At 67.1% G+C, this 20,396-nt stretch carries 16 protein-coding genes; 10 read left to right on the forward strand and 6 right to left on the reverse strand.

The window, feature by feature from the left end; translation table 11 throughout:
• Positions 1–18: 18 nt before the first annotated feature.
• Positions 19–1,236 (forward strand): AI-2E family transporter, encoded by a 1,218-nt coding sequence (locus RQG82_RS02880; protein ID WP_311257613.1) that lies wholly within the window; start codon positions 19–21, stop codon positions 1,234–1,236.
• A gap of 14 nt (positions 1,237–1,250) precedes the next feature.
• Here the strand turns inward: RQG82_RS02880 and RQG82_RS02885 are convergent, their stop codons facing one another.
• Together RQG82_RS02885 and RQG82_RS02890 are read right to left on the reverse strand one after the other, a co-directional pair.
• A complete protein-coding gene (locus RQG82_RS02885) occupies positions 1,251–2,885 on the reverse strand; it encodes an MFS transporter (protein ID WP_311257614.1) in 1,635 nt (544 codons plus the stop codon).
• A gap of 46 nt (positions 2,886–2,931) precedes the next feature.
• Positions 2,932–3,723: an SDR family oxidoreductase gene (locus tag RQG82_RS02890; protein WP_311257615.1), complete on the reverse strand. Its 792-nt coding sequence runs from the start codon at positions 3,721–3,723 to the stop codon at positions 2,932–2,934.
• A gap of 128 nt (positions 3,724–3,851) precedes the next feature.
• Between RQG82_RS02890 and RQG82_RS02895 the strand changes: the two genes are divergently transcribed.
• Positions 3,852–4,340, forward strand: a complete 489-nt coding sequence (locus tag RQG82_RS02895; RefSeq protein WP_311257616.1) for a MarR family winged helix-turn-helix transcriptional regulator — start codon at positions 3,852–3,854, stop codon at positions 4,338–4,340.
• 18 nt (positions 4,341–4,358) lie between these two features.
• Here the strand turns inward: RQG82_RS02895 and RQG82_RS02900 are convergent, their stop codons facing one another.
• On the reverse strand, positions 4,359–4,814 hold the full coding sequence (locus tag RQG82_RS02900) for a hypothetical protein (RefSeq protein ID WP_311257617.1): 456 nt from the start codon (positions 4,812–4,814) through the stop codon (positions 4,359–4,361).
• Positions 4,815–4,848: 34 nt separating this feature from the next.
• Here RQG82_RS02900 and RQG82_RS02905 point away from each other — a divergent pair, with 34 nt between their 5' ends.
• The 6 genes from RQG82_RS02905 to RQG82_RS02930 all read left to right on the forward strand — a co-directional run bounded on the left by RQG82_RS02905 (position 4,849) and on the right by RQG82_RS02930 (position 11,470).
• Positions 4,849–5,313, forward strand: coding sequence for a MarR family transcriptional regulator (locus tag RQG82_RS02905; RefSeq protein ID WP_311257618.1), 465 nt, complete (start codon positions 4,849–4,851; stop codon positions 5,311–5,313).
• A 26-nt stretch (positions 5,314–5,339) separates the two neighbouring features.
• On the forward strand, positions 5,340–5,762 hold the full coding sequence (locus tag RQG82_RS02910; RefSeq protein WP_311257619.1) for an organic hydroperoxide resistance protein: 423 nt from the start codon (positions 5,340–5,342) through the stop codon (positions 5,760–5,762).
• Positions 5,763–5,806: 44 nt separating this feature from the next.
• Positions 5,807–6,784 carry a zinc-binding dehydrogenase gene (locus tag RQG82_RS02915; protein WP_311257620.1) on the forward strand — a complete coding sequence of 326 codons (978 nt, stop codon included), beginning with the start codon at positions 5,807–5,809 and terminating at the stop codon, positions 6,782–6,784.
• A gap of 100 nt (positions 6,785–6,884) precedes the next feature.
• Positions 6,885–9,314, forward strand: coding sequence for a glycosyl hydrolase family 95 catalytic domain-containing protein (locus tag RQG82_RS02920; protein WP_311257621.1), 2,430 nt, complete (start codon positions 6,885–6,887; stop codon positions 9,312–9,314).
• Positions 9,304–10,281 (forward strand): acetylxylan esterase, encoded by a 978-nt coding sequence (locus tag RQG82_RS02925; protein ID WP_311257622.1) that lies wholly within the window; start codon positions 9,304–9,306, stop codon positions 10,279–10,281. The genes RQG82_RS02920 and RQG82_RS02925 overlap by 11 nt, the downstream gene beginning before the upstream one ends.
• 22 nt (positions 10,282–10,303) lie before the next feature.
• Complete coding sequence (locus RQG82_RS02930) at positions 10,304–11,470, forward strand: ROK family transcriptional regulator (protein ID WP_311257623.1); 1,167 nt, start codon at positions 10,304–10,306, stop codon at positions 11,468–11,470.
• Between the two features lie 125 nt (positions 11,471–11,595).
• Here the strand turns inward: RQG82_RS02930 and RQG82_RS02935 are convergent, their stop codons facing one another.
• The 3 genes from RQG82_RS02935 to RQG82_RS02945 all read right to left on the reverse strand — a co-directional run bounded on the left by RQG82_RS02935 (position 11,596) and on the right by RQG82_RS02945 (position 15,244).
• Positions 11,596–13,224 (reverse strand): extracellular solute-binding protein, encoded by a 1,629-nt coding sequence (locus RQG82_RS02935; protein WP_311257624.1) that lies wholly within the window; start codon positions 13,222–13,224, stop codon positions 11,596–11,598.
• 65 nt (positions 13,225–13,289) lie between these two features.
• Positions 13,290–14,273 carry a carbohydrate ABC transporter permease gene (locus RQG82_RS02940; RefSeq protein ID WP_311257625.1) on the reverse strand — a complete coding sequence of 328 codons (984 nt, stop codon included), beginning with the start codon at positions 14,271–14,273 and terminating at the stop codon, positions 13,290–13,292.
• Positions 14,270–15,244 carry an ABC transporter permease subunit gene (locus RQG82_RS02945; RefSeq protein WP_311257626.1) on the reverse strand — a complete coding sequence of 325 codons (975 nt, stop codon included), beginning with the start codon at positions 15,242–15,244 and terminating at the stop codon, positions 14,270–14,272. Before RQG82_RS02945 ends, RQG82_RS02940 begins: the two co-directional genes overlap by 4 nt.
• 164 nt (positions 15,245–15,408) lie before the next feature.
• Between RQG82_RS02945 and RQG82_RS02950 the strand changes: the two genes are divergently transcribed.
• Both RQG82_RS02950 and RQG82_RS02955 read left to right on the forward strand, forming a co-directional pair.
• On the forward strand, positions 15,409–17,613 hold the full coding sequence (locus RQG82_RS02950) for an alpha-galactosidase (protein WP_311257627.1): 2,205 nt from the start codon (positions 15,409–15,411) through the stop codon (positions 17,611–17,613).
• 58 nt (positions 17,614–17,671) lie between these two features.
• Positions 17,672–20,314, forward strand: a complete 2,643-nt coding sequence (locus tag RQG82_RS02955) for a X2-like carbohydrate binding domain-containing protein (protein ID WP_311257628.1) — start codon at positions 17,672–17,674, stop codon at positions 20,312–20,314.
• Positions 20,315–20,396 lie beyond the last annotated feature (82 nt).

Here is a 20,396-nt window from a genome sequence, read left to right on the forward strand (position 1 = left end):
CCGCCTATGATTCGTGAGATGTTGCGCAATCGCCGGCCGAAGGATGTCCACGGCCCCACACGCACCTCTCCCGTTCCCGCTTCCGCTTCCGCTTCCGCCGGAGGGCTCTCCCCCAGCCTGCGCGTGCTGCTGACACTCGCTGCCGCCACCATCGCTCTGGCCGGGGTGTACTTCGCAAGAGAGGTGTTCGGGCCTGTCGCGCTCGCCATCGTGATCGTGGTGATCTGCGACCCCCTCCGCCGACCGCTCGATCGGCGCGGCTGGCCCCGGTGGGCGAGCACGACGGCGGTCATCGCTCTCGCCTATCTGATACTCCTGGCCATGGGCGCGCTGCTGTGGCTCGCGGGGACGCAGTTCATGCGACTCATCAGTGATCTCGTCTCCGAGGGCGGTCTGACGCGGGTCGCCGATCAGCTCATCTCGTCGCTGCGATCCCTCGGGCTGGACGCGGAGTCGTCCGATGCCGCGGCGTCAGTGCTATCCCCCGAGACACTGCTCGGCGTCGTGCGCAGCGTCGGCGGCACCGTGCTCAGCGTGGCCACCGCGCTGTTCCTCGTCTGCGCGTACATCATCTTCATGGCGGTCGACGCGGCTCGCTACCGTCAGGCGCCGGTGCTCTTCGCGGCGACCAAGGGAGCGACCATCGAGCGCATCATGCGCCTCAATGGCGGCATCCGCAGGTACTACGTCGTGAACGCCGCCTTCGGCGCGATCGTCGCGGTCATCGACGGGCTCGCTCTGTGGTGGATGGGGATTCCGGTTCCCCTCGTCTGGGCGATCCTCGCGTTCGTCACGAACTTCATCCCCAATATCGGATTCATCCTCGGGCTGGTGCCACCGGCCATACTCGCGTTCGTCGTCGGCGACTGGCCTCTGCTGCTGGGCGTCGTCGCGGTCTATTGCGTGGTCAATGTCGTGCTGCAGGTGCTCGTGCAACCCAAGTTCGTCAGCGACGCCGTCGACCTCAGCCTCACGCTGAGCTTCCTCTCGGTGATCTTCTGGACGTTCATCATCGGACCGCTCGGAGCGATCCTGTCGATTCCCCTCACCCTCCTCGTGCGAACTCTGGTGCTCGAAGGCGACCCAGGCGCCACATGGCTGCGATGGCTCTCGGGCGACCGCACTGCGATTCCTCCAGAGGCGCACCCCTCAGGGGCGAGCCCCTCAACGGCGAGGCTTGAAGCACGACCCCGACGTCGACGTTCCGCACGCGACGGTGGAACGGGCGACCGCTAGGTCGCGGCGCTCCGTCAGTCGGACATACCGATCCCCGGCTCTGCATCGGCGGGTGCAGAGTCCTCGTCGCGGCGGGACTTCGCGCCCGCACCGGCTCCGAGCGAGATCGTCGAGAGCAAGCCGAGCGACAGGAAGCCCGCCGCCGTCCATGCGGCGAACCGGGTGCCGTCGGAGAATGCCGCCTTCGCATCGTCCGCGATCTCGGCGGTCTCGGGCTGCGCCTCCAGCCCGCTGATCGCCGCGCCGGCACTGTCGACGACGGACGACACGATCTGATCGCGCTGCTCGGCCGGAAGCCCCCGCGCGTCGAGTGACGACGAGAGGATCCCGGCCGTGCTCGTGAACAGCACCGTGCCCAGGACTGCGACTCCGAGTGCTGCACCGAGCTGCCGGGAGGTCGATTGGGTTCCCGACGCCGCGCCGCTGTCGTCGACCGGAACGTCGGCGAGCACGACCCCCGTCAGCTGAGCAGTGGCGAGGCCGACACCGAGTCCGTAGACGAAGAGGAACGGGATGAGGGGCACCCACGATGCGTCTGGCGCGATGACGAAGCCGACGCCGGCGACGCCGACGATCTCAGCCAGGAGCCCCGCCCGCACGACCCAGACCGGAGCGATCTTGCCGCTCGCCGCGCCTGCCGCACCGCTGGCGACGAACGACCCACCCGCGAGAGCGAGCAGCAGCAGGCCGGTCTGCAGCGCGTCGAAGCCCAAGACGAACTGCAGCCACAGGGGCAGCGCAAGGATGATGCCGAACTCGCCCAGTGAGACCACTGTCGCCGCGATGTTGCCGTTGCGGAAAGACGGGATGGAGAACAGTCGAAGGGCCAGGAGGGTCGGCCGGCCCTGGCGCTCCCGATGCACCCCCCACGCGATGAACGAGACGAGCGCCACGACGGCCAGAGCGAAGGCGAACGGGATCGGAGACACGTCCAGCGGCCAGCTCCAGTCGCCGAGCTCGGGGCGCTGGTCGACGAGCCACCACCCGTAGGTGCGTCCCTCGATCAGACCGAACACGAGACTCGCCATCGTGATGACCGAGAGGATCGCTCCGACCACGTCGATCTTCGACGCTCGATCGCTGCGCGACTCGGCCACCGTGAGCAGCACGCCGATGACGATGAGGATCCCCAACGGGATGTTTATGCCGAAAGCCCAGCGCCAGGAGAAGGCGGTCGTCAGCCATCCCCCGAGCAGCGGACCCACGGCAGCCATACCGCCGATCGTCGAGCCCCACACCGCGAAGGCGATGCCACGCTCGCGGCCTCGGAAGGTCGCATTGATGATCGACAGTGTCGTGGGCAGGATCATCGCTCCACCGACTCCCTGCGCGAGGCGGGCGAGGATCAGCGTCCCGCCGTCCGGGGCGAACGCGGCGAGCACCGAGGATGCTGCGAAGACGACGACACCGATGATCATCACGCGCCGGCGTCCGAATCGATCTGCCAGGCTGCCGAACACGAGGAGCAGCGCGGCGAACACCAGCGTGTACGCCTCCTGCACCCACTGCACCTCGGTCGAGGTGATGCCCAGATCGTCGACGATCGCCGGGATCGCCACATTCACGATCGTCGAATCGACGATGATCAGCGAGACGGCGATGCTGATGAAGACCAGGCCCACCCAGCGCAGGCGAAAGTAGCGTTCCATGACTACTAGCTTAGCTAGCAATACGGCGGACGGTCGAGACCCGCCCTCACAGCATCGCGGTGAGCACGCCCCCATCGGCCCGAAGGGCCGCACCGTTGGTCGCGGATGCGCGAGGGCTCGCGATGTAGGCGACGAGATTCGCGACCTCAGCCGGGTCGATGAACCTCTCGAGCAGAGTGGTGTGATTCTGACCGATGATCGCCTGCTTCATCGCATCACTCGAGACCGACTGCGCGCCTGCGACGGCGGCCACAGCTGCCGCGACCCCGTCGGAGAACGTCGGGCCACCGAGCACCGTGTTGACGGTGACCCCGGTTCCACGTGTGAGCTTCGCGAGCCCGTTCCCCAGAGCGACCATCGCGGCCTTGGTCACGCCGTAGTGCACCATGTCGCCAGGCACGTTCACGCCGGACTCGCTGCTGATGAAGACGATACGGCCCCAGCCGCGTTCACGCATTGCGCCCAGGAGACGCCGGGACAGGCGCACGCCGCTCATGACATTGACGTCGAAGTAGCGCGCCCACTCCGCATCGGAGACAGACTCGAACTCTGCGAGCCCGAACAGGCCGACGTTGTTGACGAGGATGTCCACGTCATCCAGCGATTCCAGAAGGCGAGTCACCTCATCAGGCATCGAGAGATCGGCGGCGAGCCCGAACACCTCGCCCCCGGGGACAGCCGATCGCAGCCGCTCGACCGCAGCCGACACGCGTGCAGCGTCGCGTCCGTTGACCGTGACGGTCGCGCCCTCGGCGAGAAGCGCCTCGGCGATGGCATATCCGATCCCCTGGGTCGAACCGCTGATGAACGCCCTCTTGCCAACCAGTTGCAGGTCCACCGACCACTCTCCTCTCGGCGCGCGGAGCGCCGTTTAACTTGCCTAGGCAAGTCAACTTATGCCATCTCGCTTGCCTGAGCAAGTGATTTGTGACGCTCCGGTCGGGTCGAATGCCCTATTCTGGGGGCATGTCCGACCAGTCGCACGCACCTCACCTGAGCCCGGAGAACCTGGAGATCTGGGCGTCTGTCGCGACCCTCCTGGAGCGGCTACCCGCTGCGCTCGACACTCAACTGCAGCGAGACAGCGGACTCACCCACTTCGAGCACGGCATCCTCTTCGCACTCGACTCCGCTCCGGAGCACACGCTGCGACTGAGCATCCTCGCCGGTTACGCGAACTGCACGCTGTCGCGGCTGTCGCGGGCCGTCACACGCCTCGAAGCCAAAGGGTGGGTGCGCCGCGAGATCGACACCACTGATGGACGATTCACCCTGGGAATCCTGACTGAGGACGGACGCGCGAAGCTGGCGGAGTCGACACCCGGACACCAGGCACTGGTCCACCGACTGATCTTCGAGACGCTCACCGCGAATCAGGCCCGCCAGCTGGGATCCCTCAGTGCGCGCGTGTCTTCTGCGATCAGCCCCGAGTCCTCCTGGAACCCCTCGCGCTGACCGCGCCCAGCGGAATGCTCAGCCCTCGGGCGCTCTCTCCTGACCGACGTGGTCTCTATCGAAGATCCTGCGCACTCCGCCCCTCGCCAGCATCAGCACGACGATCAGCGCGGTCACCTGGAAGAAGCCGCCCAGATGCACGGCATCGCCGAACACCAGGTCCACGAGTTCGAGCACGAGGAACTTGCTCCCGGGGAGGACCAGCAGGAGCACGGCCACGTTCACCACCCGGACCCACGGAGTGCGGGCCCCACGGATTCTGGTGACGATGCGCTTCTTGATGAGGAGAACGACCTCGAGCACCACCTTCAGCAGGATCGCCGTGAGCAGCGCGAGCAGGAAGGACTCGGAGATCACTTCGGGGAACAACTGCGTGAACACGCCCAGCACGACCAGGTAGACGAAGACATCGACGAGGTCGAGGGCGCGGATGATCACGACGATCAGCGTAACGCCCTGCTTCTGCAGTTTCATTGTGCACAATCTAATTGAGTGCAATACTTGTTACATGACCGTGACCGATGAGATGGTGTGCTTCTCGCTGTACTCCGCCGCCCGTGCGACGACGCAGACGTACCGCGCCCTCCTCGCGCCCTGGGGTCTGACCTACCCGCAGTACCTCGTACTCGCGATCCTCTGGATGGAGGGCGAGCAGACGGTCGGCTCGCTCGGCGAGGCGATGCAGCTCGATTCGGGCACGCTCTCCCCCCTCGTCCGTCGCCTCGAGCAGGCGGGGTACGTGTCGCGCGCTCGCAGCTCGGTCGATGAGCGGATCGTCACCGTCGGATTGACCGACGCGGGCACGGCGCTGCGCACCGAAGTCGCCCCCGTGCACGCCCGGGTCGCAGCCCTCGCCGGAATGGAGGACGACGACCAACGCCACCGTCTGATCTCCGAACTGCAGGAACTCACCGCCCGGCTGCAGGGCGTCGCCTCCACCCCCGCTTCCGTGCGCACCTCGCACGGCGAATGACCACAACCCCGGAAGGAATCCACACGATGGAAGCTCTCTACACCGCCGAAGCCCTCGCCACCGGAGCCGGCCGCAACGGCCGCGTCGCCACCGGCGAAGGCCGTCTCGACCTCGACCTCGCCATCCCCAAGGAGATGGGTGGCAGCGGCGACGGGGCGAACCCCGAGCAGCTGTTCGCAGCGGGATACGCCGCGTGCTTCCACTCCGCGCTGCAGACCGTCGCCCGCACCCAGAAGGTGAAGCTCACCGACTCGTCCGTCGGCGCACGCGTGCAGATCGGCTCCAACGGCGACGGCGGCTTCGGTCTCGCCGTGCAGCTCGAGGTCGTCATCCCCGACCTTCCCCACGACCAGGCACAGGCCCTGGCGGATGCTGCACACAAGGTGTGCCCGTACTCCAACGCGACCCGGGGCAACATCGACGTCCAGATCACCGTCACCGACGACTGATCCTCCCCCGAGCATCCCCACGACCGATCCCACAAGGAGACACAATGCGCGCACTCACCCATGACACCTTCGGCGATCCCGAACAGGTGCTGACCGTCACCGAACGCCCCACCCCCGAGCCCGGCCCGGGTCAGGTGCGGCTGCGGATCGTGCTCTCGCCGATCCACAACCACGACCTCTGGACCATCCGCGGCACCTACGGGTTCAAGCCCGAGCTGCCAGCAGCATCCGGCACCGAGGCCCTCGGGATCGTCGACGCTCTCGGCGAGGGCGTCGACAGCCTGACGGTCGGACAGCGGGTCGCCACGGGCGGCACGTTCGGCGCCTGGGCCGAGTACGTGGTCGCGAACGCCGCCGGACTCATCCCGGTTCCCGAGTCGCTCAGCGACGAGGCCGCCGCACAGCTGGTCTCGATGCCGTTCAGCACCATCAGCCTGCTGCAGTTCCTCGGCGCCGAGAAGGGCGACTGGATCGTCCAGAACGCCGCGAACGGCGCGGTCGGGCGCATGCTCGCCCAGCTCGGTGCCGCTCGTGGCGTGAACGTGATCGGCCTCGTGCGCCGCGCGGCAGGCGTCGACGAACTGCGCGAGCAGGGCATCGCGAACGTCGTCTCGACCGACCAGGACGACTGGCGCGAACAGGTCGCCCAGCTGACCGGCGGAGCGCATGTCGCCTTCGGTGTCGACTCCGTCGGCGGATCGTCGGCCGGCGACGTGCTCTCGCTCCTCGGTGAAGGCGGAACGCTCGTCGCGTTCGGCGCCATGAACTCCCCCACCATGGAGATCGCCTCGGGCGACGTCATCTTCAAGCAGGCCACAGTCAAGGGCTTCTGGGGAAGCAAGGTCATCCAGACCATGGATGCCGCCATCCGCGGCGCCCTGTTCGGCGAGCTCATCCAGCGCGTCAGCGACGGCACGCTGACGCTGCCGGTGGCGGGCGTCTTCGACGCGGCAGACGCGGCCGACGCGGTGCGCGCGAGCAACACCGCGGGACGCGTGGGCAAGGTGCTGCTGCAGTTCTGATCGCGGCGAGGCGCAGCGTGTCGGACATTACTTGACAGCGGCAATTAATGCCGCCTACGCTGACGGTGACATCGAGATCGATCGAACACACCGGAGTGCGATGACCGACACACTGCGCCTCACCTGGGACGCCCCCGCCACCCAGTGGGAGGAGGCGACTCCACTCGGCAACGGCCGCATCGGCGCCATGTCATTCGGCGGATCGGACGGCCGCTACCAGCTCAACGACGCGACCGTGTGGTCGGGCACACCGGACGGCCCAGCTCAGGCGCTCGCGAAGGTTCGCGCCGGTGGCGCGGGCCCCGAACGCCTCGCCAAGGTGCGCAAGGCGCTCGCCTCGGGCGACGTGCGCGAGGCGGAAGCCCTGCTCATGGCGTTCGAAGGCCCCTACTCGCAGGAGTTCCTGCCGCTCGCCGATCTGCACGCGCGAGTCGAAGGAGCCGAGCCCGAACAGGCGTCCGTGTCCCCTGCCAGGATTCTGGACATCGACGCCGCGACGCTCACCGAGTCCCTGCGGGTGCCCGGCGGTCGGGCCGTGCGCCGCTCCTGGGTGTCCGCTCCTGCCCAGGCCCTGATCGTCGACATCACGGCTGACGCCGACTTCGACGCGACCCTCGAACTCTCGACTCTCCTCCGCGGTCGCATCGCGGATACTCTCGGTTCGCTGATCCTCGACGTCCAGGCACCCATCGACGGCGCTCCACTGCACGAGGAATCCGGCGATCCGCTGCGCTATTCCGAGGATGCAACCGACTTCGACGCCTACGCGGCTGTCGCCATCGCACTGGACTCCGACGGCGAGGTACGACGAACCGACGATCGCCTCGTCGTCCACGGGGCCCGTCGACTGCTGGTCGCCCTGTCCACATCGTCTCGCGCCGGGCTGTGGTGGGCCGACGCCGACGGGGACTGGCGAATCGCCTCACGCGAGGCGATCCGGGATCGCGCACGACAGAGGGCGGACGCCGCGGCTCACCGCGGGGCCGCAGCCCTCCTCGCCGAGCATGTCGCCGATCGGCGACGCACCACTCGGGCGCGATTCGCGATCGGCAGTCGACGTGAAGGCGCCTGGAACATCGAGCGCGACGTGCTGCGAGGGTCGGACCCCCTGCTCAAGGCGACCATCGCCGCCGAGTACGGCATGTATCTGCTCGCATCCAGTTCACGGGCTGGCAGCCCCGCCGCCAACCTCCAGGGGATCTGGAACGACCAGCTCCAGCCCGCCTGGTCCTCGAACTACACGATCAACATCAACACCGAGATGAACTACTGGGCATCGCCGGTGCTTCTGAGTCCCGACGTGATCGAGCCGCTCATCGCGCTCGTCGAGCACATCGCCCGGAACGGCACGGACACCGCGCGCGAGCTCTACGGAGCACGGGGATGGGTCGCCCACCACAACAGCGATGTCTGGGGATGGAGCCTTCCGGTCGGCGACGGACACGGAGCCGCGAGCTGGGCCATCTGGATGATGGGTGGAGTGTGGCTCACACACAACCTCTGGGATGCGTACGAGTTCAGCGGCGACCGCGAGCTCCTGCGCGCGCGGATCTGGCCCCTGATGCGCGGCGCCGTGGAGTTCTGCCTCGACTGGCTGATCCCGGATGCCGACGGAGCGCTGCACACCGCCCCGTCCACCGCGCCGGAGAACTCCTACGTCGCAGCCGATGGGCGACCGACCCCGCTGGGCCTGACCGCGACCTCCGATCTGAGCCTCATCGGATCGCTGTTCGAACGCGCGCTGGTCGCGATCGACGAGCTCGAAATCGACGACGCCCTGGAGGCCGAGGTGCGCGACGCGCTTTCCGCGTTGACGCCACTGCGCGTGGGTTCGGACGGTCGCCTGCTCGAATGGTCCGCCGAGGTTCAGGAGCACGAGCCGCTGCACCGCCATCTCTCACCCGTGGTCGGGCTCTATCCTCTCGACACGGTGACCCCGGAACGCACCCCCGAGCTGTTCGAGGCCTCCGTGCGCATGATCGATGCTCGGGGCCCGGGCGCGATGGGCTGGTCGTGGGCGTGGAAGATCGCGCTGCGCGCCCGTGCACGGCAGGGCGACATCGCCGCATCTCTGTTGGAGGAGGCGCTGACTCCGTTCGACGGCGACGCGACGCGGCACGGGCCGGTCGACGGCTCGGAGTGGGGTGGGCTGCTCCCCAATCTGTTCAGCACTCACCCGCCCTTCCAGATCGACGGGAACCTCGGGTTCCCCGCCGCGATCGCGGAGATGCTCGTGCAGAGCCACGGAGGACGCGTGCATCTGCTCCCCGCACTCCCGACGTCCTGGTCTCACGGAGACGTGCAGGGCATCGCGGTGAGGCCGGGGCTCGTGCTCGACCTCGCCTGGCACCGCGGCATCGTGACGTCGGCCGTGCTGCACAACCCCGGGCACGAAGACCTGACCGTCGTGGTGACGGCGGGCGAGCGCGATGTCACGGTCGACGTCGCGGCCGGGGCATCGACGGACATCCCTGTCTCCCTCCGATCCGGGTCTGCGGCGTTCCCCCAGGAGGACTCGTATGCACGGTGAACCCAGCACCGTCGAGGTGCCGACGACACAGACCGAGCCCGACGACTTCGATGCGTTCTGGGCCGACACGATCGCACAGACGCGCAGCCTTCCGCTCGATCTCACGATCACACCGCTCCCGACGCGCCTGACCCAGATCGACGTGTTCGACGTGTCGTTCCGAGGCTTCGGAGGCACGCCCGTCCGCGCGTGGCTTCGCGTTCCGCACGATGCCGTCGAGCCGTTGCCGGGGTTGGTCCAGTTCTTCGGCTACGGCAACGGGCGGGGGCACGCGCTGCGCGATCTGCGCTGGGCATCGGCCGGCTACGCGCACCTCGTCGTGGATGCGCGCGGTCAGGGACACGGTGATACAGATGACGATCACGCTGATGGGGGGCCTTCGGCCGGAGGTTTCCTCACACGCGGCATCCGCTCGCCTTACGAGTACTACTACCGCCGCGTCTATGCGGATGCGGTGCGGGCCGTCGACGCTCTCCGTGCGATCGACCTCGTCGACCCCTCACGCGTGGGTACGGTCGGCGCGAGCCAGGGTGGCGGCATCGCCTTGGCGATCGCGGGGCTCGTCCCGGACATCTCGGTCGCCATCGTGCAGGCGCCGTTCCTGTGCGAGCTCGACCGGGCGGCAACGCTCAGCTCAGAGCATCCGTACGCCCTCCTCACCCAGTACTTCGCGGACCGCCGCGGTGACACGGCCGTCGCGCTCGACACCCTGCGCTACTTCGACGGGGTCAATCACGCGAAGCGCGCCACTGCCCCCGCGCTGCTGAGCACCGGGCTGCTCGACGGCGTCGCCCCTCCGCAGACGGTTCTCCCGGCCTTCACGGCCTACGGTGGCGAGAAGCACGTGGTGCTGTGGCCGTACAACGGACATGAGGCTGGCGGCGACCTCGACGAGGAGAACGCACTCGAGTTCGCAGCGACGCACCTCCTCGCGAACGCACCGGCCGCAGCGGATTCGCTACGATAGCCGACACGACCCGAAGGATCTGATGGATCACGACACCGCCGCGCGCACCACTCTCATCCGCTCGGCGTCGGATGCGGGCTCGAGGGTCTTCGAGACGATCCTGACGCGCAGTCCGATCAGTCGCATCGACATCGCCCGTCAGACCGGCCTGTCCCAGGCTGCCGTCACGAAAGCGGTCGCACCGCTCGTCGCGGCAGGCCTCGTCGACGCTCCCCCGGCATCGCAGCGCGACGGCACACCCGGTCGGCCGGTCAGCCCGGTGTCGATCGTCCTCGAGGCGATGGTGATGATCGGCGTGAAGGTCAACGTCGACGAGATCATCGCCGTGGCCACAGACCTGGCGACCGCCGTGCTCGCCAGCGAGCGACGTGCTCTCGAGTCCGACGACCCTCACACCGTGATCGAGGCGATCCTCGAGGTCGTCGCGGCACTCGAGCTCGCGCTCGGAGCCAGCGCGTCGGCCATCGCCGGCGTCGGCGTCGCGGTGTCGGGCGACGTCGACAGCTCGACCGGAATCGTGCGAGAGTCGAACATCATGGGCTGGGCCGACGTTCCACTCGGCGATCTGCTGCAGCAGCATCTTCCCTGGCCGGTGACTCTCGAGAACGATGTGCACGCCCTCACGATCGGCGAGCACTGGTTCGGCGTCGGACTCGGCACCGCCTCCTTCGCGATCGTGACGATCGGACGCGGTATCGGCAGCGGCCTGCACCTCAACGGCGAGGTCGTCACCGGAGCCTACGGGGTCGCCGGCGAGATCGGACACCTGCCGCTCGCCGACCCCGCCCTCGTCTGCCCGTGCGGCCGGCGCGGTTGCGTCGAGGCAGCGGCCTCGACCGGGGCGATCGAGGCCGCGGTCTCGGCGGCACTCGGACGAACCGTGACCATCGACGAAGCCGTCGCACTCGCTCATGCAGGAGACCCTGACGCTGATGCCGCATTCCGTGAGGCGGCCCGGCTCATCGGCACGGCGATCGCCACACTCGTGAACCTCACCGGGCCCGAGCTCGTCATCATCGGTGGCGAGGGCGTCTCGGACTTCGATCTGTTCGAGAAGACGCTGCACGACGCCTTCGAGGCTCACGCGTTCGGCGCCGCCGCGCGCTGTCGCATCCTGACCCGGCCGCACACCTTCGAGGACTGGGCTCGCGGCGCATCCGCCGCAGCCATCCAGTCGCTCGTCCGCTGAGAGCCCGACAGCGACCGCCCGCAGTGCCGCTCAGCGGCACTGCGAACAGGCGTGCGCTCTGACCGCATCGATGATCACGCAGAAGTGCGCGGGGCGGATGCTCCGCCCCGCGCACTCGCTGTCGATCAGATCGCCTCGTACATCTCCTGCAGCAGCTCCAGGTATCGTGCGAGCCCGAGACCCTCGATATCGGCGATGTAGGCGTCCCACGCCGCATCATCCGCGATGTCGCGCTGGCCGGTCACGAACTCCGCCTGTGCCTGCGTGATGTAGGTCGCGATGTTCGTCTGCAGCTCTGCGAGCTCCCCTGACGTCTCGAGGTTCGGCCAGAGCTTCTCCACGGGGAAGAGCACGCTCTCGTCTGGCTTGTACGGGTCGTACTCCTGGGTCGCGTACAGCAGCCGGCGCTCGTAGCCGTCCGGAGTGTAGATGTCCTCGGGAACGACCTGGGAGTTGCGGAACTCCAGCGAGTCCCAGTACTGCGACATCGACCGCCACGCGGCGTTGGACGTCTCGTCGTAGGTGAGCGGACGGAAGGTCGGCTCGAGCTCTGGGTCGAGCGCGACATCGCCCTCGACCGCGGGCACCCACGCCTCATCCTCCGGCCCCATCGACGCGCGGATCTGCCCCTCGTCGGTGGCGAGGTAGTCGAGCAGCTTTATCGCCTGGATGCGCTCCTCCTCGGTCGACTTGTTCGTCAGCGCGAACATGCCGGCCGGGTTCACCGGAGAGCGCCAGGATGCCAGCTGCGTCCCGTCGGGGCCGGCCACCGGCGCGACCGCGTCGTAGTTCTTGTCGCGTCCGTCCGGCGAGTCCGCCGAGACGAAGACGTACGGGTGCAGCGTGACGGCGGATCCGAGGACCTGCGCGTCCGCGCTGTCGCCCAGCGCTTTGAGAGCATCACCGTTCTGGGTGAAGGCCGCGGTGTCGAGCAGACCCTCCTGAGCGAGAGAGGTCACGAACTCGAGACCCTCGCGCCACCCGTCAGAGGTCGCGCCGAGCGCGACCTTGTCACCGTCGAGAACGAGCGGCGGCGGGCTTGCCGGACCGCCCACCGGTGCATACGTGAACGCGTTCATGAAGTAGTTGATGATCGGCTCGGACGCCGATCCGCTCAACGGCACCTCGTCAGCGACGCCGTTGCCGTTCGGGTCGTCGTTCTTGAACGCGCGGAGTACCGTGCGCAGCTCCTCGGTCGTGGTGGGCTGCTCGAGCCCCAGAGCGTCGAGCCAGGTGGTGTTCATCCACAGCTTGGAGGGGTAGCTGCAGTGGAAGCACTCGCTCCACTGCGTCACCGCGTAGATGTGACCGTCGGGAGCCGTCATCGACTCCTCCCAGTCCGGCTTCTCCTCGAAGCGCTCCTTCAGATTCGGCGCGTACTCGTCGATGAGGTCCTCCAGGGGAAGCAGCACGCCCTGCTGGCCGTACTTGAGGATCTCGTTGCGCGAGAAGGCATCCACCCATGGAACGAGGAAATAGGCGTCCGGATAGTCACCGCTGGCGAGCGAGATCTGGCGCTTCTCTCCCGCGACGCTGCCGTCGTAGGTGGTGGTCTGCCAGTCGAAGTCGATGTCGAACTTCTTCTCGACCTCCTGGGTGAAGAGGTTGTCCTTGAGCGAGCCGTTCTCGCCCTGCGGGCCGAATGCGACGAGCTGGCCGTTGTCGTCGCTCGACGGGGTGCAGGCGGCGAGCGCCAGTCCCGTCGCGACGACGGTGACCGCTGCGATCGCCCCTCGTGTGATGCGGTGTGTCATTGCCGGAATCTCCTTTGACCGGTTCAGGTGTGCGGGTGTGTGTGGTGGGTCTGAGTGGGGTCTGATCAGCCTTTGACGGCGCCGACCATGATCCCCTTGCTGAAGTGCTTCGCGACGAACGGGTAGACGATGAGCATCGGGACCGTCGCGATGATCACGGTCGAGTACTTCAGCAGGTCTGCGAGCTCCCGGCGCTCGAGCTGTGCGGCGAGATCGCCACCGCCTCCGCCGTCGTTGAGGATGAGGATGCCTCGAAGCACCAGCTGCAGCGGCTGCAGATCGGCGTCGCGCAGGTAGAGGAGGGCGTCGAAGTACGAGTTCCACTGCATGATGGCGTACATCAGCGCGATGACCGCGAGGAGAGGCTTCGCGAGCGGCAGCACGATGGTCCAGAGGATCCGCAGCTCGCTCGCGCCGTCGAGCTGCGCGGCCTCGTACACCTCGTCGGGGATCGATGTGCGGAAGTAGACCATCGCAATGATCACCTGCCAGACGCCGATCGCGTTGGGGAGGAGCATCGACCACCGCGTGTCCAGGAGGCCGAGCGACTGCACGACGATGTACATCGGGATGACGCCGCCCGAGAAGAGCATCGTGAACACGACGCCTCCGGTGAGGGTCTTGCGTCCGAAGAGGTTGGCCCGCGACAACGGGTATGCGATGGCGACGGTGCCGGCGACGCTGATGATCGTGCCGACCACGGTGTAGAACACCGAGTTGCCGAATCCTCGCAGAATCGCCGGGTTGTTGAGCGCCTCCGTGTAGCCGCGGAGCGTGAACTCGACGGGCCAGAAGAGCACTCGCCCGGATGAGACCGCCTGGGGACTCGAGAACGAGCTGGCGACGATGTTCAGCAAGGGCAGGAGCACGACGAGAAGGAAGACCGTGAGCAGCAGGTAGGCGGCGATCACGAAGACGCGATCCGCCCGGGTCTCTTTGACCTTCACGCCGGAGGTCAGGGGGTCGCGCCGGCGGCGACCCCGCCCCTTGCCCGACGAGACGACGATCTCCTCGGTGAGGAGAGGTTGTTCTCTGATCACGGTGCTCACCACAACCCGCTTCCGGTCACTCGCTTGGATATGCCGTTGACGACGAGCAGCAGCAGCAGGCTGATGACGGCGTTGAAGAGCCCGATGGTGGCTCCGAGACTGAAGTTCGCATTGAGGATGCCCGTCTTGTAGACGTACGTGGGGATGATCTCCGACGTCGAGAGGTTGAGCGCGTTCTGCAACAGGAACGCCTTCTCGAAGCCGATCGCCATGATGTTGCCGACACCGAGGATCAGGATGATCGTGGCCGTGGGGAGGAGCGAAGGGAGGTCGACGTACCAGATCTTCTGCAGCCGCGAGGCGCCGTCGATCTTCGCTGCCTCATAGAGCGAGGTGTCCACCGAGGCCAGAGCCGCGAGGTAGATGACGGCCGAGTAGCCGGTCGTCGTCCAGATGTCGGTCGCCACGTAGATGTGGCGGAAGAAGTCGGCACTCGCCAACAGATCGACCTGTCCCGCACCGAAGAAGCTGAGAGTGCGCCCGAGGATCCCCACTCTCGGTGACAACAGCAGGATCGTCATCGACACGATCACGACCGTCGAGATGAAGTACGGGGCGTAGGTCACCAGCTGCACGGTGCGCGTGAAGAACCGCAGCCTGACCTCGTTCAGCATGATCGCGAGGATGATCGGAAGAGGGAAGCTCGCGATGAGCGTGTACACCGCGAGGATGAAGGTGTTGCCGATCAGCTTGGGGAACACGGGGTTGCGGAACAGGGCCGTGAAGTTGTCGAACCCGACCCACGGGCTCCCCCACACCCCGTCGATGGGGTTGTAGTTCTTGAACGCGATCACGGCGTTGGCCATGGGCACGTATCGGAACACGATGAACCAGATCACGGGCAGTAACAGCAGCAGGTACAGCTGCCAGTATCGGCGCAGGCTGCGGGCTAACCGGGAACGTGCGTCGGTACGTCGAGGGGCCGGTGGCGAGACCTCGACCGGTGGTGCGTGCTCAGCACTGAGCTTCATGATCGCCCTCCCAGGGCAGGGTTACTTTACGTCGTAATAAAATCACGTGGAGCCGAAAAAGTAAACGTCGACTTTCGTGGCGACGATTTCTGCGGATCGCTTGCACGTCCTTCTCAAACGTGATTTATTGACGTTGTCAAGTAACTACCGGAGGGTCTTATCCCATGACTTCCCGTGCCGACACCGTCGTCGCACTCCGCGCCTCAGGCGTCGCATTCGTTCTCCAGATCTCCACCCCCATCCCCCGTGTGCTGCACTGGGGCGCGGACCTCGGCGAGGCCACAGCGGCGACCGCATCCGCGCTCGCGCTCACCGCCGGCCCCGCGCAGCTCAACAACTCCCCCGACATCCCCCGCACGTTCTCCGCTCTGCCCACGGAATACGAGGGCTGGTCAGGAACACCCGCACTCTCCGGACACGCGCAGGGCCGTGCGACGACCCCGCGACCACGACTCGTTCGGCACGACGTGGTCATCCCGTCAGACGGAGTCGGCGGCCGCATCACGCTCGAGTTCGAGGACGAAGTCTGCGGCATCCGCACCGAGCTGCGGTATCACCTCGACGCACACGGCGTGCTCGCCGCCGACGCGTCGCTGTCCAGGGCCGCAGAACTCAGCCCGCGGCTCGGAGCCACCGCCTACACCGTCGGCACCTTCCTCGCCCTGCTCCCCCTTCCCGAGCGCGCGACGGAGATCCTGGACTTCACGGGCAAGTGGTGTCGTGAACGGTCTCCGCAGAGGTCGCCATTCGGGTTCGGAACACACCTGCGGTCCGCACACCGCGGCAAGCCCGGCCATGATTCTCCGTTCCTCTTCGCCGCCGGCACCGAGGGCTTCGGATTCGGTCACGGCGAGATCTGGGCCGTCCATCTCGCATGGAGCGGTGAGCAGCAGTACCTCGCCGAGCGCCTCCCAGAGGGCGCCGGCGTATTCAGCTCGGTCCTCGGCGCCGGCGAGGACCTGCACCCCGGCGAGATCATCCTCGAGGACGGCGAGCGCTACGACGCGCCGACCGCCCTGTTCATCTGGTCAGACAAGGGGCTCGACGCGATCAGCGATCGACTGCACCGACGGCTTCGCGCTCGGGACTCGCATCCGCGCGGCCCGCGGCCGCTGGTCCTCAACACCTGGGAGGCCGTTTACTTCGATCACGACCTCGCCCGCCTGACTGCCCTGATCGAGAGGGCCGCAGAGGTGGGTGTCGAGCGGATCGTCCTCGACGACGGGTGGTTCCGCGGTCGTCGGGAGGCGGATGCCGGCCTCGGCGACTGGTTCGTGGATGAGGACGTCTGGCCGCAGGGACTCAGCCCGCTCGTCGATGTCGTCCGCGCACACGGCATGCAGTTCGGCCTGTGGTTCGAACCCGAGATGATCAACCTCGACTCCGACCTCGCCCGGTCGCATCCGGACTGGGTCCTCGGGCCTGCCGAAGGGTTCGGGCCCGAATCCCGATCACAGCACGTGCTGGACATCGCTCGACCCGAGACGTACGAGTACCTTCTCGAACGCATCGACGCACTCGTCCGCGCGCACTCGATCGACTACCTCAAGTGGGACCACAACCGCGATCTCCTTGAGGCGGTGAGTCGGGGCACCGATGGCGATCGTCCGAGTGTGCATCGGCAGACCGAAGCGCTCTACCGGCTGCTCGACGAACTCCGCCTGCGCCACCCGGAGCTCGAGATCGAGACATGCTCGGGCGGCGGCGGTCGGGTCGATCTCGGAATCCTCGACCGCACCGATCGCGTGTGGGCATCCGACTGCAACGATCCGGTCGAGCGGATCCAGATCGAACGGTGGACGCGCACGATCGTGCCGCCCGAACTGATCGGATCTCACCTCGGGGCCGCGCGCTCGCACACCACAGCGCGGACCACCGATCTGTCGTTCCGTCTCGCCACCTCGCTCACGGCTCACGCCGGCATCGAACAGGACCTCACGTCCGTGGACGACGACGAGCTGGCTGTGATCTCCCGCTGGGCCGTCATGTACCGGGAGTTCCGCGACCTGCTGCACAGCGGTCGCGTGGTGAACGCAGACCTCGCCGATCAGACGACCTCTCTCTCGGGAATAGTCGCCCAGGATGGTTCCGCGGCGCTGTTCACGTGGAGCAGGTTCGCGACCTCGGCGGCGGGTCAGTCGGGTCGAGTGCGCTTCCCCGGGCTCGATGCGCAGGCGGTGTACAGCGTTCGGATCCGCGAGGACCTCGGCTCCGCGAGCCGGCATGGGGGCGACCCCGTATGGGTGACGACCGCTCTCGCGGGCGCGATCGAAGTGCCCGGAGTGGTCCTGAGCACTGTCGGGGTTCCCCTCCCCACCCTCAACGCGCAGCAGGCGATGCTCATCGAGATCCGGCGCACCGACAGCTGACACCCCCCGATTCTTCCTTCCCATCCACACGACAGAGCAGTCGAACGAGAGGAAAGCAATGAAGACCCACCGACAGAGAAGGCGAGCCGCCTCGATCACCGGGGTGCTCGCCGCAACCGCGCTCGTCCTGAGTCTCGCCCCCGGCGCGACCTGGGCGACTGCGGCGACGCCCACCCCGACACCTGCGCCGGAAGTGACCCCGGTCTCCACACCGTCACCACACGCGGAGGAGTCCCCCGAAACGCCACCCCCGGCCGAGGAATCCCCCGAGACTACGCCCCCGGCGGCGGATCCGACGCCGACCGAATCCTCCGAACCCACCCCCTCGGCCTCGCCCGATGCCACCCAGGCGCCGCCGGCAAAGGAGGCGGAGCGAGCCACGTCGGACTCCGACGAGGGGATCTCCGAGCTGTCAGCGAAGCCCTACATGGGCTGGAGCAGCTACAGCATGCAGGTCTACGAGGGCGGCCAGTGGATCACCGCCGATCAGATCATGGCGCAGTCCGATGCCATGCACGACAAGCTGCAGGACTTCGGCTACGAGTACATCAACATCGACGCCGGGTGGAACGGCGGCCAGGACGAGTACGGACGCCCTATACCCAGCACGACGCTGTTCCCCGACGGGCTCGATGCCGTGGTCGACCATGTGCACGGTAACGGCCAGAAGGTGGGCCTGTACCTCATCCCCGGCATGAGCCTGGAGACGGCTCAGAAGGCGCTTCCGATCCACAACGCGCCGGGCTGCACCACCGAGAATCTGCTCAAGCAGCCCCTGCAGCAGGGCGACTACTGGGGCTTCGGCTACCGCCTGGATTTCGACAACCCCTGCACGCAGAAGTACATCGACTCGATCGCTGATCTTCTCGGCGAGTGGGGTGTGGACTTCATCAAGTTCGACAGCGTGACCCCCGGTTCCGGCATCGGCGACCTGTCGATGGATGCTCGGGAAGAGGTCGCGGCCTGGTCTGAAGCGCTCGAACGAAACGACATCTGGTTCGAGCTGTCGTGGGCGGTCGACATCAACTACGCCGACTACTGGAAGCAGTACGCCGACGGCTGGCGCATCGACTGGGACGTCGAGTGCTACTGCGGCGATGAGGCGCTGACGACCTGGGAGAACGTCGCGCGTCTGTTCCCGCGGCTCTCCGACTGGTGGCGCCACGCCGGCCCCGCCGGATGGAACGACCTCGACTCCCTCAACGTCGGAAACGGCAAGATGGACGGCCTCACCCGCGACGAACGGCGCACGGCGACGACGCTGTGGGCGACATCTGCGGCCCCGATGTACCTCGGCAACGACCTCACGAACCTCGACGAGTTCGGCCTCGACCTGATCACCAACCGCGAGGTCATAGCCGTGAACCAGGCGGGCGTCCCCGCGCGACCGGTCTCGACCAGCACGAAGCAGCAGGTCTGGTACGCGCTGAACCCCGATGGCACGTACACCGTCGCGCTGTACAACCTCGGTCGCGCAGACGCCGACATCACCGTCGACTGGTCCGACATCGGGCTCGACGGATCCGCGAAGGTCCGCGATCTCTGGGCCGGCAAGAACCTGGGCACGGAGGCTGACGGCTTCACAGCCGAGAGCGTGCCGATCCACGGTGTGCGCCTGCTGAAGGTGACGCCCGCGAAGCAGGACGTGCTCACGGTCAACGATGACTCGCTGCGCGTCGGCTACGACGGAGACTGGGTCCGCAACAACGGCAACGAAGTCCCGGCGACATCGCAGCCGTTCACTGTCGCTGTGTCCGACACCCCAGGTGGCGGCACGCCCACCCCGCCCGCCACGGGTCTCACGGTGACGCTGAACGACGACGACGCACGCATCGGCTACAGCGGATCGTGGGGGTACAGCAACAATCGAGGACTCGGCGATCACGGCGACGACGTGCACTACGTGGAGACCAACGGAGCCGCGTTCGAGTACACGTTCCAGGGCACCGGGATCCAGTACGTCACCGAGAAGCACGAGTCGCAGGGAGAGGTCGAGGTCTACCTCGACGGACAGCTCGTGGAGACCGTGGACACGTCGCTGCCTGCTGCGGACGGCCGACTCTCGCAGCAGGTCGTCTACGGCGTCGCCGACCTCGCGAGCGGGAGCCACACCCTGCGTGTGGTGAAGAAGTCCGGCTCCTTCATGCTGCTCGACAAGCTGGTCGTCACGCTCGACAGCCAGCTGAGCACCACCTCGGGCGCCTTCAACAAGGCCGCGCCCGCCGATGTCACCGTCGACGTGCTGCGGGATCCCGGCGAGCTCGCGTCGATCAGCGTCGCAGGCGATGCGCTCGAGCGCGATGTCGACTACACGCTGACAGGCAGCACGGTCACGATCAGCTCGTCGTACCTCGCGACGCTTCCCGTCGGCGATACGACACTGGACTTCGACTTCACCGGAGACCACCTCGACGACGTGCACGCCACAGTGACTGACGGAGCTTCCGTGGCATTCACCTTCCGGGGAACCGGCGTCTCGTGGACCGGTCCCAAGGGCCCTGACCAGGGCACGGTCGACGTCTACATCGACGGCAAGAAGGTCGAGAGCATCGACACCCACAACGAGTCGCGCGTCTCGAACCAGGAGCTGTTCTCGGTCTCGGGTCTGAAAGACAAGGAGCACACGATCAAGATCGTGAAGACATCGGGAGACGTGCTGCGCACGGACGTGTTCCGGTACACGGTCAAGAAGGTCGGCTGAGCACTGCCGGGGCGGGTCTCGTGCCCGCCCCGGCAGCACCGTGACGCTCGCGAATGTCGGCGCCCGGGCGCATACTCTGCGG

The sequence above is a fragment of the Microbacterium sp. WCS2018Hpa-9 genome (assembly GCF_031843745.1).
In the GTDB taxonomy this organism is placed as follows: Bacteria; Actinomycetota; Actinomycetes; order Actinomycetales; family Microbacteriaceae; genus Microbacterium.